This window comes from Thainema salinarum CENA647, from assembly GCF_057732415.1.
The window spans coordinates 19278-35818 of the sequence record NZ_JBYJZJ010000002.1 but is presented as its reverse complement, the minus strand read 5'-3'; the positions used below and the strand labels follow the sequence as shown (position 1 = coordinate 35818).

Here is a 16541-nt window from a genome sequence, read left to right as displayed (position 1 = left end):
CTGAGTATAGCTGTTTAATTTTTAATCGGGAAACCAATTTATGGTTGCATTTGGCAAAATGCATTGACTATTGCCGCCTGATTGTTAATTAGAAAAAGGCAAGACAACAATGGCATCGATTAAACTCAACACAACTTCTCAAGAAAAATTTAACAAGCTGACGGTGGCTCAGCTCAACGAGTACGCTACACACGTTCAGGGCTCAGGTCTCTCGACGGCGAGTGAAAGCCAGCTCGTGGGTTGGCTTAAAGCAAACGCCAGCACGACTGCGACACTTAGTAAAGCGTGGGCATATTTCACGCCCCGCATGATTTCTAGTGCTTCAGAGATACATGCGCAGATTCCTCAAGCAGCGTGGGTCGAGTGGTTACGCACCCCTGCCAGTTCTTTGTCCTTGTCTTCTGCTCCCCATTTGATGTCGGACATCAGTGCGAGCGCGGTCAGTCAGTTTTCCAAGCAGACTTTGGATGCGATTTTTGCGGTTGGAAAACTATCGGGCATGAGCGGCTCGCAACTGCAGAGCTGGACTTCGCGCAATTCCGTCGCGTCATTGTCCGAGACATGGATAGGAGCTCTGTCTGCAACTGCAATTAATGGTCTTGCTTTGAGCGGCTTTCAGGCGCTTTCCACCGCCCAGCTCAGAGCCATCAGCACTCAAGCTTTCGGAGGATTGAACGGAATTCTTATCAATAGTCTGTCGAGTTCAATTGCAAGGATGTCTACCCTGACGGCCGAGAAGTTGCGGATGATATTGCCCACGGCATTTGCGGAGTTGACTGGTCAGTTTATTGCCCTGCTTTCTTCATCCATGCTGCAGGAGATTCAGTCTGCTCAGCTGACAAATCTACCGGGGGCCGAGTTTGGGAAGTTGAGCAAGACCACACTGTTGTCTTTGACCAATAGCTGGAGTGGCGTTACGGCCAATCAGATGAGTTCATGGTTGCAGGGCGCAAGCAACACGATTGATCAGCTAGGATCCAAGATTATTGCTGCTTTGCCAAAGGAGGCATTTGCAGGTGTTCAGGCTGACGACGCCAAGCTGCTGACTGCGGAGCAAGCAAAGGTGCTTAGCGCGTCCCAGGTTCAATATCTCGGCACCGCTATCGCGGGCTTTTCCACCACTGCTTTGGCTGCCATTACCGATGATGCGAGCAAAGGCTTATCGGCCGAGCAGGTCGGCTCGCTCAGCGATGTTCAGTTCAGGGCTCTAAGTGCGGCCGCGCTCGGTGGCTTGAGCCAACAAGCAGGCTCTGGGCTGACCGCCGCTCAGATTGCAGGGCTCACGACAGCCCGCTTCGTCAGCTTGAGCCTGCCTGCGATTGCCGGGCTCACCAAGGGGGCAGCGTCAGGAATCACTGACAGCCAAGTCAAAGTCATGTCTACCAGGCAGGTCGCTCAACTTGGCGCCGTGCTGGATGGCATCCGGCCTGAGACGATCTCGAAGATGACCAATGTGCAGTGGGCTGCACTAACCGCGACCGCAATCTCCAGCCTGTCGTTTGATCAGGCGGCGGGCATTGACAAGGAACAAATCGCTGCTCTTACACCTGATGCCGTTGCTGGCTTCTCGCCTCTCGCACTGATGGGTTTACGACCTGAGGCAGTCAGCGCGTTTACCGTGGAGCAGGTAGCGCGGATGAGCAGTGTTCAAACGGCGGCTCTGGAAAGCAAAGTTGGCTCTTTGAGTTCGGAGGTACTCGAGACGCTCTCCGAGCAGCAATGGCAAAGCATGTCTATTCAAGCGATTAGTTCACTTTCGGTTGAGCTGTGGGAGCAGCCGCTGGGGTACACGCGTGAAATGCCTGCTTTGCCAGATCCAATGAGCGGCGTTCCTTCCAATCCTGATTATGGAATTGAAAGCCCGGCTTGGAAATTACTTGAAAAATTCCGCCAACCGATGAGTCCATATTCAGCGTACAACGTGGAAGATCGAATGCTCGGTGCAGTCTATCGCTATTGGGCGCTGAACAATCGCGTGTATCAAAAGAGCTTGACAACACAAGGGGTCGGGAAGCTTACCGAAAGTCAGGGCGCATACCAGCGGAATTTGCAGTCTCAATACGAAGCTCAAACAACGCTGATTTCCCAGTATCACTGGATGTCCACTGCGGTCTTGGGTATTGGCTACCTGATAAACCATCCAGGGATGTACGGGCCGGACGGCGATGCCAAAACGAAGCTGGGGCGGTTAAACCTTGCCCGTGCAATTATCGGGGCAGGTCTTGAGTCTATTTTGTACGTAGGAAATGCCTTTCGTTATTCCCCTTCCGCGCAAACTGATCCGGAATACGGAAGCAAGGTCAAGCTTGCGCGGCAGTGGGTAGGTGCCACGGCAGGCGTGGGATTGACTTTGAACGCAATCGTCGGTTTGGGCGGATCCATCAAGAATCTGATTCTTGCAATCGACTCAAACAATACGACGGACATTGGAGTTGCCGCCGTATCCGTGGCTGGTAGTGCGGCAGGTTTTGCGACCAACTTGACCAAAACAATTGCTGCCATTGGGACATTAAGCAATTGGAGTGATGACTCCCTCAATTTGTTCAACGTCGCAGGGTCTGCGTTTGGCGTAGCCAACGGGCTTTTGGGCGCGATCGCAACAGGTGTATCCCTAAAAAATAGTGCGTTGACACGCGGACAAAGGGCTGTTATTGCCGCGGAAATGAGCACGCAATTAGGGGGCGGTATTATTCAGGGCATATCCAGCTATGTGTTGGCAGCAAATCTTGCGCGCAATGCCAGCAGCGGCGCAAGCATCGTGGGTCCCGCGCTTGGTGCCACGCTGGGAGCCCTCATGCTTGCGCTCTCTCCGATGGAAGTGCGCGCGATCGTCGAAACATCCAAGTACGCCGACCGCCTCGACGAGCTTGATAAAAAAATGAGCGCATATGGGTATGAAGGAGATGGACTGCTACGCGATTTGTACCTGGACAAGGTCAAGATTGATGGTGGAAGTCTGAGTAGTCAATCGCTGTTGACTCTAGTGGGTTCAACAACTCTTACGGTGATGTCTGCCATGGGTATGGCTGCCGGGCCTGTGGGTACGATAGTCGGTTTCGTGGTTGGATTTATCCAGATGATTGTAAAAAGCATCCAGCAAAAACTCTTGGAGGAGCTCGCCGAAGATTACGCCAAGAAGATCATGGCTAGGGGGGGGGGCCGTGAATTCTTCGGGGCGAATCATGACGCACAATACAAAATTGTGCTTGACGATCCTTCAACGGTTGAACAATTGAAGAAGTTGCAAGAAGCCTTCTCCGTGGACAGCGTTGTAGCACTGACGACCACTAAAACTTCTCCCACGGCCCACGAACTGGCAGCCATTACCGACTTCGCGGATGATTTTAATACCGCGAAAGTTTTCATTGATAGATTCGTCGATGGGCTTGTGATCGCTGACAGCACGATCGAGGTCACCATGGAACAGGGCACTGTGCGAATTGGAGAACCTCCGCTAGGCAAAGATCGTCAGCTGATTTCCTTCCTTAGCCCCTTGCTCGCGCCGGGCTCGGAAGAACGGACCACCGTGTCTCAAGGCAAGAAGGCCAACAAGATCGTGTTGGACATTAAGGGGGAGCGCACTGGCGCTTTGTCGATGGAAGTGCACACACGACCATTGACTTCTCTAAGGTGGTCACCAAAATTAAAGATGGAGATCAACTGCACGACATCACGCTGCAGATCGAGGGTGGCCATGGCGATGATGTCGTGATTGCAAACACTGGCAAGATGCAGTTCGACGGAGGTGGGGGCTGGGACGCCGTAAGCTATTACGCACTCGCCGAGGACTCGAAGATTGTGGTAACTGCCACAACCACCGGATTCGAGGTGCAGAAGATGCCGGGCAGTACCAACTATTACCAAGAAGTTTCCAACAGTCAGACTGTCGTCTACGGCACGGATCAGACTATTACAGAGTACCGGGATTATGAGTTGATTTCGGCGCCAGACTACCGTGTGCGCACCGACGTGCTGATCAACGTCGAGAATATCCACGGCGCGAGAGGCGCTGACTACATGCAGGGCAACAGCTGGTCAAACATCTTCACCGGCGACGCTGGTAACGACACTCTTTTTGGGGGTGGGGGTAACGACACTCTTTTGGGTGGCGAAGGGCTTGACTCATTACACGGTGGGGATGGTAACGATTCGCTGGTGATCGATTCGCTTTATTTCGATAGCGTAGATGGCGGAGCAGACTTTGACACCGTGGATTTCAGCCTGTTTAGCTCGCCTAACGGCGTGGATGTAAATCTTTTGGAAGGGAAGATGGGGTCCCTCGGAGGAGGTAAGAACCAAAGTATCGTTAGTGTTGAAAGCGTTACAGGCACCTCGAAGAGCGACAAAATCGTCGGAGGGAACGGCGCAAACGTGTTGGCCGGGGGTGCGGGTCTGGACACGCTTCACGGTGGAGATGGCAGTGACACTCTGCTGGGTGGTGCCGCGGCCGACAGCATCTATGGTGAGGCGGGGCACGACTACATTCTTCAAGAGATTGAAAGTGCCACGGATTTCATTTACGGGGGTGAGGGGGTTGATACGGTCGATTACAGCGGCCCTATTGGCAAGGCTGCCGAGGCGAAGATGGGTGGCCTTGGAATCGTCGCGGCCCTTGGCGAGAACGATGTAGGAACAGTCAGGAAGGGCAGCAATCCCGTCGACTGGACCAATTCAATCGAGAACATCGTTGGGACGTCGTTGTCTGACAGCATCTCCGGCAATGAACGCGGCAATCATTTTTCCGGCGGTGAAGGCGAAGACACTCTTGTAGGCGGCGGCGGAGACGACCTGTTGTTTGGCCAAGTCGGGGACGACGCGGTGCTCGGCGGCACCGGTAACGACCTTCTCTCGGGCGGATCAGGCGCGGACACGCTTTGTGGTGAAGAAGGCGACGACATCCTCTTTCAGGATCTGGAAGCCGCCAACGACAATCTTGATGGAGGCGCTGGCACAGACACCCTCGACTATAGCGTTACACAGTTTGGGACCGTGTTCGCGCAAAGTTTTGATGGGTTTGTCGCATGGGATAGTGAATATGCGCGCAAAGAGGGAGATAACTGGCTAACTAGTCTCCTGCCTGGACAGGTGCAGATTGTGGATGAGGTGACGGATGGATATCGCATCAAGAGCGGAGGTTCAGGTGCAAATGGCGACACGTTTCTTTATGTACAGGACGCTGGGACCAATGACGCGTTTTGGAAGCAAAGCATCGAGTTGATCCAGGGAGAAACTTATTCTTTCAGCTTCCAAGCACGTTCTGGCGAGAGTGAAATTGTTGAGCTCTATGTTGACGGCACTGTCGTCAAGAATTCTATCAATGTTAACTCGCCAAGTTCATGGACCTGGCACACCTACACTTTCACTGCACAGAGATCTGGTGTTCAATTCATTGAGTTGGGGAGTGCCAACGTTAACAACGTCAATAGCCGATTGGCCTTTGACAACATGGTGCTCAAAAATGCACGGACTACTGGCGTCAAGATTGACCTTGTATCGGGCACTGTGGACAAAGGGAACGGCGGCATCGATGTTTTGAAAGGGGTCGAAAACGTGATCGGCACTGAGTGGGCCGACGTACTGAAGGGCGATAGTTCTAACAACGTATTGACAGGTGAATCCGGCAATGACGTGCTACTGGGAGGCGACGGCGCGGACATTTTGAGAGGGGGGCAAGGCTCCGACACCATCGACGCAGGATCTGGCGATGATCAGATCCTTCAAAATATCGAACGGGTGAGGGACGTGATCAACGGCGGAGATGGAATTGACACGGTCGACTGACAGCCTGACTCAGTTTGATGGCAGGAGAGATCTAATGGAGCAACAGGGCATCCAGGTTGATCTTTCCAGCGCGGTCGTTACGGTCAAGAAGTTCGGCAAGGTTGATTCGACGGCCGTGGATGAGCTGATTGGCATTGAGAACATCGTTGGGACTTCACTCGATGATGACATCAGAGGTAGCAACGAAGACAACGCATTTTTCGGAGGTGATGGCGCGGACTTCCTGAGCGGGAGTGGTGGCGATGATGTGCTTGGTGGTGGTCGTGGAGACGACCTACTGGACGGAGGTACGGGCGACGACACATTGATGGCGGGTCACGGAGCAGATAGCAGCAAAGGGGGCGAGGGCAATGACAACTTCATGCAGGATGTTGAGGGAGTAAATGACACCCTCGATGGAGGCGCTGGCACCGACACAGTGGACTACAGCATCAGCACGTTCGGAACTGTGTTCAAGCAGACATTTGATAGGTCCACTCCATTCGAGACGGACTACGCCTATGTCGAAGAGGGCAATGTCGCCGGATCCTTCAAGATGATGGGGATGACGGCTACGTCTGACTTGTTCTTTGTTGTCTCAGGTAAGCCGCATGCCTCCGAAAAACTCGAGTTGTGGAGGCAGAGTGCCATCTGGCGTCAGCAGGCCGTTCTGGCTAAGGGTGAGTCTTTTACCCTAAGTTTCGAGGTGCAGTCGGGCGCAGCTACGCCCGCAAAGTTCCAACTCTTCATCGATGGCCAAGCGGTCGGTAGTCCTTCTGCGGTCAGCGCTGCAACGGGGACCAGAACGGTGCTGTTCTCGTTTAAGGCGGCCAACTCCGGCCCCAGCTCAATTGAGCTGAGGGATTTGAATGCAGGGCAGGGCGGCGCTGACTACGGCTTGGACAACATCACTCTGACTAACGTGCGCAGCTTCGGCATTGAAGCCAATCTGTCCGACTCCATGAAGCAAACTGTGAAGAAGTCCAACGGATATGTCGACAAGCTTGTTGGATTTGAGAACCTGGTCGGCAGCTCTCTCGGAGACACGATCACGGGTAGCAGTGCTGACAACCTGCTCCAGGGTGGTCTAGGCAATGACGTCATTCGAGGCGACGACGGTAACGACATCCTGGCCGGAGAAGAAGGGTCTGACACCCTTGAAGGCGGCGCTGGCGAAGATCTCATTCTGCAAGACCTGAATTCCAGTGATGTAGACCTCCTGGATGGCGGCGCTGGTGTCGACACGTTGGACTACAGCGTTACTTCACTCTCGCAGCTGGGTAAAGGCTTGGCAAAGGGTGTCAATGTGGACCTCGCTGCTGGCACAGTCAAAAAACTTGAATCCGCTGTGGACAGAATCTCGAGTATTGAGTTCGTAGTTGGTAGCCATTTGAATGACACGATCGGGGGCGACAGTCAGGACAATATGCTCTCAGGGGGAAATGGTGACGATGACCTGCGCGGGGGAAGCGGTGCGGACACCCTGTATGGTGGCGATGGTTCGGACACCCTGCTCGGAGGCGTCGGAGACGATCTGCTCACTGGTGGTGCTGACAGGGACAGCATCAATGCTGGCGAAGGCGATGACATCCTTCTCCAGGACATCGAATACGTCGACGACACGCCTGTTCAGGAGATCAAATTCGTCAGTGACACCATCGATGGTGGAGTCGGTGTGGACACCGTGGACTACAGCTTGACCACCTTCTATGGGCCTCGGCAAGGGGTCCTGGGAATGACGGGCATCGTGGCAGATCTGGCCCTGTCAAAAGGTCACGTGAAAAAATACCACAGGTTGTCCGTGGAAGGCGCCGACGATCTTCTAAACATCGAAAACATTATCGGTACCTCGTTGAATGATGCTATCGCCGGCAACGCAGTCGGCAATGTGTTCAACGGAGGCGCTGGCGTGGACAGGCTTTCGGGCCGCGACGGGGACGATGTGCTGGAGGGCGGCGCTGGAAACGACTATCTTTACGGGGGAAATGGCCGGGATCTTCTCGTTGGTGGTTTGGGATGGGATGTTGTCGACGGGGAAGCAGGCGATGATCACATCCTGCAGGACATAGAGAGCGTCAACGATGAAATCAATGGAGGGGCGGGAGTCGACACCCTCGACTACAGTGTGACAGATCTGTCTGGCCGTAGCGCAGAGCGAAACGGCTCGGGCATCGTTGCCGACCTAACCCGCGGTAAGGTGTGGAAGTACGGAGGTCTTGGTGAGGCCGTGTTCGATACCGTGCTGCAGGTGGAGAACGTAGTAGGCACAGCTCTCAACGACACACTGTTCGGCGATGGCGTCGCAAATCTGCTTTCCGGTGGGGCAGGCGACGATTCGATCAACGGTGGACAAGGCAACGACACGTTGATGGGAGGCTTGGGCAAGGATGCCCTGCATGGTGGCGATGGGTTCGATACGGCGAATTTTGGTGGTCGAGGATCTCCGCTGCTCACCCAAACATTCTCTGACATGGCAGGCTGGACATCCGACTATGTACTGCAGGCTCAGCAAGTTACCGGCGCGGGCCAGGCCGGTCTTACCTCGCAAGCACCTGATTGGGGATTTACAACCCGCACTGGTCGAAACGGCGGGTCAGACCAGTTCCTGATGGTCGACGGTGCCAGTGCCGCCAGCAAAGCCTTCTGGAAACAAAGCGTGACGCTGATAAAGGATGCAACCTATCAACTGACTTTCGCAGTGAACTCTGCTGGGGGGGCAAAGCCTGCTCGGCTGCAGGCCCACCTGGGTACGTCGGCTGTGGGAACCCTAGTGGACGTGGGTGGTGCACAAGGCTGGCAGCTGATGACCATCAGCTTTAAGGCGACGTCCTCCGAAAACCTCGCTTTTGCTCTAAGGGATCTTGAGACTGCGGTTGACTCCAATGACTTTGCTATCGACGATATGAGCCTTGAGATGATCAGCGGACCCGGTTTCAATATCGACCTGTCTCAGGGCATGGCCAAGAACCTGGCAACCGGGGAGATCGACACTCTGACCAGCATTGAAAACGTGGTTGGCAGTGATTTTGATGATTCGATTGTCGGAACCTTTGGGGCCAACACCCTCAATGGTGGCGCAGGTAGAGATACGCTTGCTGGTGGCAGCGGCGATGATCGCTACGAGTTCAACCGCGGTGACTCGGCCGATTCCATTGTGGAGTCGGCGGGTTCGGATGCGCTCGCGTTTGGAGAGGGCATTGCGTCCAATCAGTTGTGGTTCTCCAAAGCAAGCGTGGATCTGAACATTCAGATCATCGGAACCGGCGACATGGTTACCATCAAAAACTGGTACTCCGGTAGCAGCTCTAAGATCGAGACCATGAAGCTTGCTGATGGCAAAGCGCTTACAGCAACCAAGGTGGATGCGCTCGTTCAGGCAATGGCGGCGTTTCAGCCTCCGCCTATGGGCCAGAATAGTTTATCCAGCGAGCACCAGCAGCTGAGCCCAGTCCTTGCAGCCAGCTGGCAATAGTCGGGGTCCAGGTAAAGGGGCGTCGTCTATGACGACCCCCTTCCGCGTCCCCCCACGGACTTCTCGAACGGGGTTGCCCCAAAGTAGATGCACCCGCAGATGTTTGTTTCAGCAAAGCTGCGATTTGCGGTGATTGGGCTGCAGTTGGTTCCAATTGAAGTCCCCTCGATTTCCTGAGCCAGTCAGAAGTAGAGGTTGGGGAACAGTTTGATGACCTGCCCCCCACCAGCCGTAGCAGTCTGAAGTTCAGTGAAGTCCGTCAACCACCAGGAGAATGACGGACATGAAGAAGAGCAGATTCAGCGAGGAACAGATCATTGGTTTCCTCAAGCAGGCCGAGGCCGGCATGCCGATCAAGGAGCTGTGCCGCAACGGCGGTTTCAGCGACGCGACGTTCTACAAGTGGCGCGCCAAGTTCGGCGGCATGCAGGTCTCTGAAGCACAGCGCCTGCGCGAGCTCGAATCTGAGAACGCCAAGCTCAAACGACTGCTGGCCGAGGCTCACCTGGACATGCACGCGCTCAAGAGCGTTCTGGGGGTAAAGCGCTAGCCCCACAGGCCAGGCGCGAGGCGATTGGGCGTATGGTGGCGGACGATTTCAGCCACGAGAGTGTGGATATCGTGGTGGACTTCGGCATCTCAGGCCAGTACGTCACCCGCGCTCTGGATCAGGCTGCGCTGTTTCGTGGGTACCCACAGGCAGTGCGCACCGACAACGGTCCGGAGTTCACCAGCCGGGCCTTCATGGCATGGGCGCAGGCTCATGGAATTCGCCACATCCTGATCCAGCCTGGGCGTCCCATGCAGAACGGCTACATCGAGAGCTTCAACGGCAAGTTCCGTGACGAACATCTGAACGAATGCTGGTTCGAGACCCTGCATCAGGCCAGGGTGGCCGTGGCAGCCTGGCGAACGGACTACAACGAGGTCAGGCCGCACAGTAGCCTGGGACGTATGCCACCGGCTCGCTTCGCCGAGCTGCATCGCCAGCGCACTGGCGATGCAGCTCAATTCCCTTCAACCAAGAACCCCATCGAGTAATCTTGAATCCGGACTTCCACTTTTGATTGGTACTGCGCTGCCCCCAGCTTTAGCAACACGCTGATCCAGAGTCCGGGGTTGTCATCGTAGTCGATGGATCGTGTTGCTCGATGCCGGCAGCATGCTGCCGGCATCGAGCGGCGAACACAGCCGGGGGCACGTAGCCAAGCGTGCTGTGCGGCCGGTGGTGGTTGTAGTCGTCGCGCCAGTTGTCGATGACGCTGCGCATGTGCCCCAGGCTGGCAAACCAGTGCTGCGACAGGCACTCGTCGCGGAACCTGCTGTTGAAGCTCTCGATGTAGGCGTTTTGCACCGGCTTGCCCGGCTGGATGAATCGCAGCTCCACCTGGTTTCTCGCCGCCCAGTCCTGCATCGTGCGGCCAGCGAACTCCGGGCCGTTGTCGGTGCGCAGCACCTTGGGCAGGCCCCGCTCGGCCTTCACGGCATCGAGCACGCGCGTGACGTACAGCGCCGGGATCGACGTGTCGGCCGCGATCTGCACGGCTTCCTTCGTGCAGTCGTCCACCACCGTCAACGTCTTGACCTTGCGACCATTGGCCAGCTCGTCGAACACGAAGTCCATGCTCCATACCTCGTTGGGTTGCAGGGGTCGCAGCAGCGGCTGCCTGTGCGGCACCGGCAGCTTCTTGCGGCGGCGCTTGCGCACCATCAGGCCTTCCTCTCGGTAGATCCGGTAGGTGCGCTTGACGTTGATCGACCAGCCATCGTTGCGAAGGCGGCTGTGCAGCATTCGGTAGCCGTGGCGGCGGTGCTGGCCGGCCAACTCCTTCAGGCGCTCGCGCAAGGGCTCATTGCCGTCCTCGCGCGGCTGGTAACGCAGCACGCTCGTGCTGATGCCTACCAACCGGCATGCCTGCCGCTCGCTCAGGCCCTTGGCCTGCAGCTGCCGCACGCAATCGCGCTTCGCCGCCACGGCCATTACTTTCCCTTGAGCACCTCCCGCATCGCATCGATCTCCAGCATCGAGTTCGCCAGCAGCTTCTTGAGCTTCGTGTTCTCCGCCTCCAAGCCCTTCAGGCGCTGCGCGTCCGATACGTTCATCCCGCCGAACTTCGCCTTCCAGGCGTAGTAGCTCGGCTCACTGAATCCGTGTTTGCGACACAGGTCCTTGACCTTCATGCCCGCATCGGCCTCGCGCAGGAAGCCAATGATCTGCTCCTCGGTGAATCGCTTCTTCATCGTCCAATTTCCTCTCAGGGTGAATTGGACTCCAAACCGTCGTGTGGCTAAATTTTGGGGGCAGCGCACCACTGCTATACAGATGGTGAAGTTTTTCGGTCGTTTGGGTGCACAAAACGGTGTATTGATCCTCAGCTACGCTTGAAACGTAGCTTTTTTCGTAACCTTCGTATTTCTCAATTCTTTTGCTGCCGGTCGTATGCAACCAACTTCACTTGTGACCACTGACGCCGATGCCCTCAAGCTTTTCGACGATCTCATTAGAACTACCTGTGAGCTAGTTCAGCTTGCGGAAAGAGAGGTGTGGGTAAAGACTGAGACGCCGGACTGTCGCGTGGCCTGCTTTGGCATTGCTGATGTCGAATGCATAGTGAGCCATCGAATTGAAGCACCTGCTCGCGTGTTCGTGCACTGCAAGTTTGGCCATCTTCCTGATAAGGCTAGCTCAGAAGCAATGCTCTCTCTGCTCACAGCCAACCTCTTGATGTATAGCGAGCAAGCACCTAGTTTTGGACTGGATTTAGAAAGAAATGTGGTCCTTTGTATGAGCGTCACACTGTCCGAAGTAGCGGGACCGAACCTCGTGCAGCTTCTTGAAAAGCTAACTGAACAGGCGCTCGCATGGAGGGATTCGCATGTTGACAAGGTGGAGTGCTAGGGAAGGTCTGCACAACACCCGCCGCAGCGCGAGTTGAGGCACTCGATTTCGGATGACGGCGATTTCAGGCATTCGAGGTCGGTTTGAAGGCCGATTTCGCCCTGTTCTGCGGCCCTCTGACCGCCTGCAGGCGCACTCATCCCCACATCTCCTGCAGCAGCGTGCGCCGCACCATCCACAGGTTGGACAGCGCAAACAACGTGTGCGGTTGCGCCGTGTTCTTGGCAAGGCCTCGATAGCGCACCTTCGCATGCCCGAACTGGCGCTTGATCACCCGCAACGGATGTTCGACCTTGGCCCTCATGCGCGCTTTGACCTGTTCCAGTTGATCCAGGATCGCGCCCATCGGCGTGCTCTTGTCTAGCGCCTTGCGCTTGCCCGGTCGCATGGCCACATGCCAGTTGACATTGATGTCTTGGGTCTCTTCTCGCTTGCCCACACCCTGGTAGCCCGAGTCGGCAAAGACATCGGCTTCTTCACCATGCACCAGCCCATGCGCCTGCGTCACGTCGTTGACGTTGGCCGCTGTGCCCACCACCGTGTGCACCAGGCCCGAGTCGGCATCGACCCCAATGTGCGCCTTCATCCCGAAGTGCCATTGGTTGCCCTTCTTGGTCTGGTGCATCTCGGGGTCGCGCTCGCCGCTGCTGTTCTTGGTCGAACTTGGCGCGGCAATCAGCGTGGCATCGACCACGGTGCCGCTCTTGAGCAACAGCCCCTTGGGCCAGCGTGGCGTTGACTGTGGCCAGGATCTGCAAGCTCAGGTTGTGGGCTTCGAGCAGGTGGCGGAACCGAAGAATCGTGCTCTCGTCAGGCAGGTTGTCTTCACCGGCATCCAGGCCCACGAACTCACGGAACAGCGCCATGTCGTATAGGGTCTCTTCCATGGCCGGGTCCGAGAGGTTGAACCACTGCTGGATGAAGTGAATGTGACCTGCCCCCCACCAGCCGTAGCAGTCTGAAGTTAGTGAAGTCCGTCAACCACCAGGAGAATGACGGACATGAAGAAGAGCAGATTCAGCGAGGAACAGATCATTGGTTTCCTCAAGCAGGCCGAGGCCGGCATGCCGATCAAGGAGCTGTGCCGCAACGGCGGTTTCAGCGACGCGACGTTCTACAAGTGGCGCGCCAAGTTCGGCGGCATGCAGGTCTCTGAAGCACAGCGCCTGCGCGAGCTCGAATCTGAGAACGCCAAGCTCAAACGACTGCTGGCCGAGGCTCACCTGGACATGCACGCGCTCAAGAGCGTTCTGGGGGTAAAGCGCTAGCCCCACAGGCCAGGCGCGAGGCGATTGGGCGTATGGTGAGCGAACACCATTTGTCCGAGCGCCGAGCGTGCCGTCTTGTGGGGCTCTCCCGCGACAGCTACCGCCACCCACCACAGGCCAATCAAGCCACTATGGAACTGCACGAGAGGATCGTGGAGATCGCCCATGTGCGCCGCCGCTTTGGCTACCGGCGCATCCACGATCTGCTGCGTCCGCAGTTTCCCGGGATCAATCACAAGCGCGTATACCGCCTCTACCGGCAGGCCAACCTGGCCGTGCGCCGACGCAAGAAGGGCAAACGGCCCGTCAACGAGCGCGTGCCGCTGCAACTGGCGCGCACGGTCAACGAGGTGTGGAGCATGGATTTTGTCAGCGACAGCCTCTCGGGCGGGCGGCGTTTGAAGTACCTCACGGTGGCGGACGATTTCAGCCACGAGAGTGTGGATATCGTGGTGGACTTCGGCATCTCAGGCCAGTACGTCACCCGCGCTCTGGATCAGGCTGCGCTGTTTCGTGGGTACCCACAGGCAGTGCGCACCGACAACGGTCCGGAATTCACCAGCCGGGCCTTCATGGCATGGGCGCAGGCTCATGGAATTCGCCACATCCTGATCCAGCCTGGGCGTCCCATGCAGAACGGCTACATCGAGAGCTTCAACGGCAAGTTCCGTGACGAACATCTGAACGAATGCTGGTTCGAGACCCTGCATCAGGCCAGGGTGGCCGTGGCAGCCTGGCGAACGGACTACAACGAGGTCAGGCCGCACAGTAGCCTGGGACGTATGCCACCGGCTCGCTTCGCCGAGCTGCATCGCCAGCGCACTGGCGATGCAGCTCAATTCCCTTCAACCAAGAACCCCATCGAGTAATCTTGAATCCGGACTTCCACTTTTGATTGGTACGTCTACAGGGGGCAGGTCAAATGCGCAGCATGGTCTCGACGGCGAACGGTGGGCGTCCGCCCTTGGCGCTAGGGACTGGTGCGTGCGGTGCGATCAACGAGACCAATTCGGCCCAGGGCACCACCAGGTTCATCTCATCAAGGAACTCGCGCTTGCGCGTCCTCTTGGTCTTGCGCTCCTATCCGCTTTCGCCCAGGCTCATCTGTTTCATGCCGTCAATGTCTCACATCAGGCCAAGGGTGCCGAGGTTTTGCAGACCTTCCCGAGGGCTATTCGACTGGGATGAGGTGAACGTGGGGCCTGAAACCGTGAATACGTGGATGCTACGGTAAAGGTAGCACCATTCTCAAGCTGGGGCGGAGCCTTGCAAGACATCGAAAAACGATTCAGCTTACGAACATTCCCCTACTCGAAAGTACTGCTTTTCGATTTGGCGGGACGAAAAGGCACCTATAGTTGCGGGCTATGATGTATCTCACCCAAGGCTTGCGCCGAGCTTGTACAGCGTTCCCCCAACGCACCGCAATTGTTTTTGAGGGCCGAACGACCACTTATCGGCAGCTGCATGATCGAGTGGCGCGGCTTGCCGCGGCACTTACCGTTCACGGTGTTAGGCCCGGTGATCGCGTGGCCATGTTGTCTAACAACCAAGCCAGGTATGTCGAGTACTTTCTTGCAGTTTACTGGTGTGGGGGTGTGGTCAACCCTGTTAATACACGATGGAACGCAAAGGAAATCGCATATTCACTTGCCGATTCTGACACACGTCATTTGATAGTTGACAAGGCAAATCTTCATCTGGTCACTGGCATCTCGGAGTGCGGCGCTCGCCTGGACTGGGTCATGGGAGCGGCGGACGAGCCCATTCCTGAGCTCGATCTTGACTTCGAACAGCTTGTTGATTCGGCGGCGCCGATTGATGATGTCCTGCGAGGAGGTTCCGACATCGCGGGAATTTTCTACACAGGGGGCACTACGGGCTTTCCTAAGGGTGTCGTTCTCTCGCATCAAAACTTATATGTGAATGCAATGGCGATGGCGGGTCATGGCCTTGTGTCCTCTAACCCGGTGGCACTGCATGTGGCACCGATGTTTCACCTGGCGGGCAGTGCGTTCATGAATGCGGTGCTGGGCGTCGCGGGAACGCAAGTGATTTGTCCACAATTTTCTCCCGTTGCGGTCTTTGATCTCATTGAATCGGCCCGCTGCACCGAAACGTTACTCGTTCCTACAATCGTCCAAATGTTGGTGGATACTTACGATCCTGCTCGCCACGATGTAGGGAGTCTTCAGAGTATTGCCTATGGGGCATCGCCCATAAGTGAATCGGTGCTAACTCGAGTCATGTCCAAATGGCCTCACGTGCGCCTGTATCAGGCCTATGGACAAACCGAGCTCGGGCCGCTTGCGACAGTGCTGCAACCGCGTGACCACACGCTGGATGGATCTGCCAAGTTGAAGTCCGCAGGAACTCCCGCAATGCTTGCTGAGGTGAAGATTGTTGATTCCGTCATGTGCGAGCTGCCGGTAGGCCAGGTTGGCGAGATTGTGGTTAAGGGGCCTGGTGTCATGCTTGGATACTGGAACAAGCCGGACGAAACTGCGGAAGTCTTGGTAGATGGCTGGATGCATACGGGTGACGCAGGAAGAGCGGACGCTGACGGATATATCTATGTGGTTGACCGCCTCAAAGACATGATCATCAGCGGTGGTGAGAACGTGTATAGCGCAGAGGTTGAAAACGCTCTGATGAGTCATGAGGCAGTGGCAGCCTGCGCAGTGATTGGCATCCCAAGCGCGACATGGGGTGAAAGCGTGCATGCCATCGTTGTGCTTCGTCCGGATAGCAACCCGTCTTTGACCACACTTCAAAATCATTGCAAAGGACTGATCGCGAGCTACAAAGTGCCCCGCACGGTCGACTTTGTTGACTCTCTACCCATTTCAGGTGCGGGGAAGATTCTCAAAACTGAGCTCAGGATCCCCTTTTGGGAAAAGGCAGGAAGCGCGATTGCGTAAATTGCGCACGCTGGCAAGTACGCGCTTCCACGATTCCGCGGCATTTCTCCCATGATGGTGGTACTTCATTCCATCCGGCGTCAGTTCGTGCCTGCGTGAATGCAGTTGGTGGCGGGCCGACCACGACCACGAATAGCGCGGGTAGAGTTCTCCGGCACAGCTGTAGCTTGTTTCTGGAGAGATGAATGATCCGATCCCCACTCGCGGCCCTCACACTGTTG

At 56.2% G+C, this 16541-nt stretch carries 7 protein-coding genes and 3 pseudogenes; 7 read left to right on the top strand and 3 right to left on the bottom strand.

Going from position 1 to position 16541, the window contains the following annotated elements:
• The first annotated feature begins 109 nt into the window (after positions 1-109).
• From AC286M_RS00280 to AC286M_RS00265, 4 genes and pseudogenes are all read left to right on the top strand, one after another.
• Positions 110-3712, top strand: coding sequence for a hypothetical protein (locus AC286M_RS00280; RefSeq protein WP_488202474.1), 3603 nt, complete (start codon positions 110-112; stop codon positions 3710-3712).
• Positions 3631-5781 carry a calcium-binding protein gene (locus AC286M_RS00275; RefSeq protein WP_488202473.1) on the top strand — a complete coding sequence of 717 codons (2151 nt, stop codon included), beginning with the start codon at positions 3631-3633 and terminating at the stop codon, positions 5779-5781. Before AC286M_RS00280 ends, AC286M_RS00275 begins: the two co-directional genes overlap by 82 nt.
• 34 nt (positions 5782-5815) lie before the next feature.
• Positions 5816-9232, top strand: coding sequence for a calcium-binding protein (locus AC286M_RS00270; RefSeq protein WP_488202472.1), 3417 nt, complete (start codon positions 5816-5818; stop codon positions 9230-9232).
• 283 nt (positions 9233-9515) lie between these two features.
• Positions 9516-10273 (top strand): annotated as a pseudogene (locus AC286M_RS00265) (integrase core domain-containing protein).
• A gap of 49 nt (positions 10274-10322) precedes the next feature.
• Here the strand turns inward: AC286M_RS00265 and AC286M_RS00260 are convergent.
• Positions 10323-11473 (bottom strand): IS3 family transposase gene (locus AC286M_RS00260; RefSeq protein WP_488202467.1). Its coding sequence is split into 2 segments (ribosomal slippage): positions 10323-11221 and positions 11221-11473, totalling 1152 coding nucleotides; the frame shifts between segments, so codons are not numbered across the junction.
• A 217-nt stretch (positions 11474-11690) separates the two neighbouring features.
• Here AC286M_RS00260 and AC286M_RS00255 point away from each other — a divergent pair.
• On the top strand, positions 11691-12131 hold the full coding sequence (locus tag AC286M_RS00255; RefSeq protein WP_488202471.1) for a CesT family type III secretion system chaperone: 441 nt from the start codon (positions 11691-11693) through the stop codon (positions 12129-12131).
• Positions 12132-12267: 136 nt separating this feature from the next.
• Here AC286M_RS00255 and AC286M_RS00250 read toward each other — a convergent pair.
• Positions 12268-13060 (bottom strand): annotated as a pseudogene (locus AC286M_RS00250) (IS5 family transposase); the annotation flags it as partial.
• Between the two features lie 72 nt (positions 13061-13132).
• On the opposite strand from AC286M_RS00250, the gene AC286M_RS00245 reads away from it, so the two are divergent.
• Positions 13133-14268, top strand: a protein-coding gene (locus tag AC286M_RS00245) for an IS3 family transposase (RefSeq protein ID WP_488202470.1) whose coding sequence is annotated in 2 segments (ribosomal slippage) — positions 13133-13388 and positions 13388-14268 — 1137 coding nt in all. Because the reading frame shifts where the segments join, the coding sequence is not laid out codon by codon here.
• A gap of 52 nt (positions 14269-14320) precedes the next feature.
• On the opposite strand, the pseudogene AC286M_RS00240 reads toward AC286M_RS00245, so the two are convergent.
• Positions 14321-14470: pseudogene (locus AC286M_RS00240) on the bottom strand (transposase); the annotation flags it as partial.
• Positions 14471-14766: 296 nt separating this feature from the next.
• Here AC286M_RS00240 and AC286M_RS00235 point away from each other — a divergent pair.
• The gene (locus AC286M_RS00235) at positions 14767-16320 is read left to right on the top strand and encodes a long-chain-fatty-acid--CoA ligase (RefSeq protein ID WP_488202469.1); all 1554 of its coding nucleotides are present in this window, start codon (positions 14767-14769) and stop codon (positions 16318-16320) included.
• Positions 16321-16541: the final 221 nt, after the last annotated feature.

Bases quoted from the DNA above. Each gene is read 5' to 3' on its own strand.
- AC286M_RS00280 (WP_488202474.1), top strand. From the start codon at position 110: ATGGCATCGATTAAACTCAACACAACTTCTCAAGAAAAATTTAACAAG.
- AC286M_RS00235 (WP_488202469.1), top strand. From the start codon at position 14,767: ATGATGTATCTCACCCAAGGCTTGCGCCGAGCTTGTACAGCGTTCCCC.
- AC286M_RS00270 (WP_488202472.1), top strand. From the start codon at position 5,816: ATGGAGCAACAGGGCATCCAGGTTGATCTTTCCAGCGCGGTCGTTACG.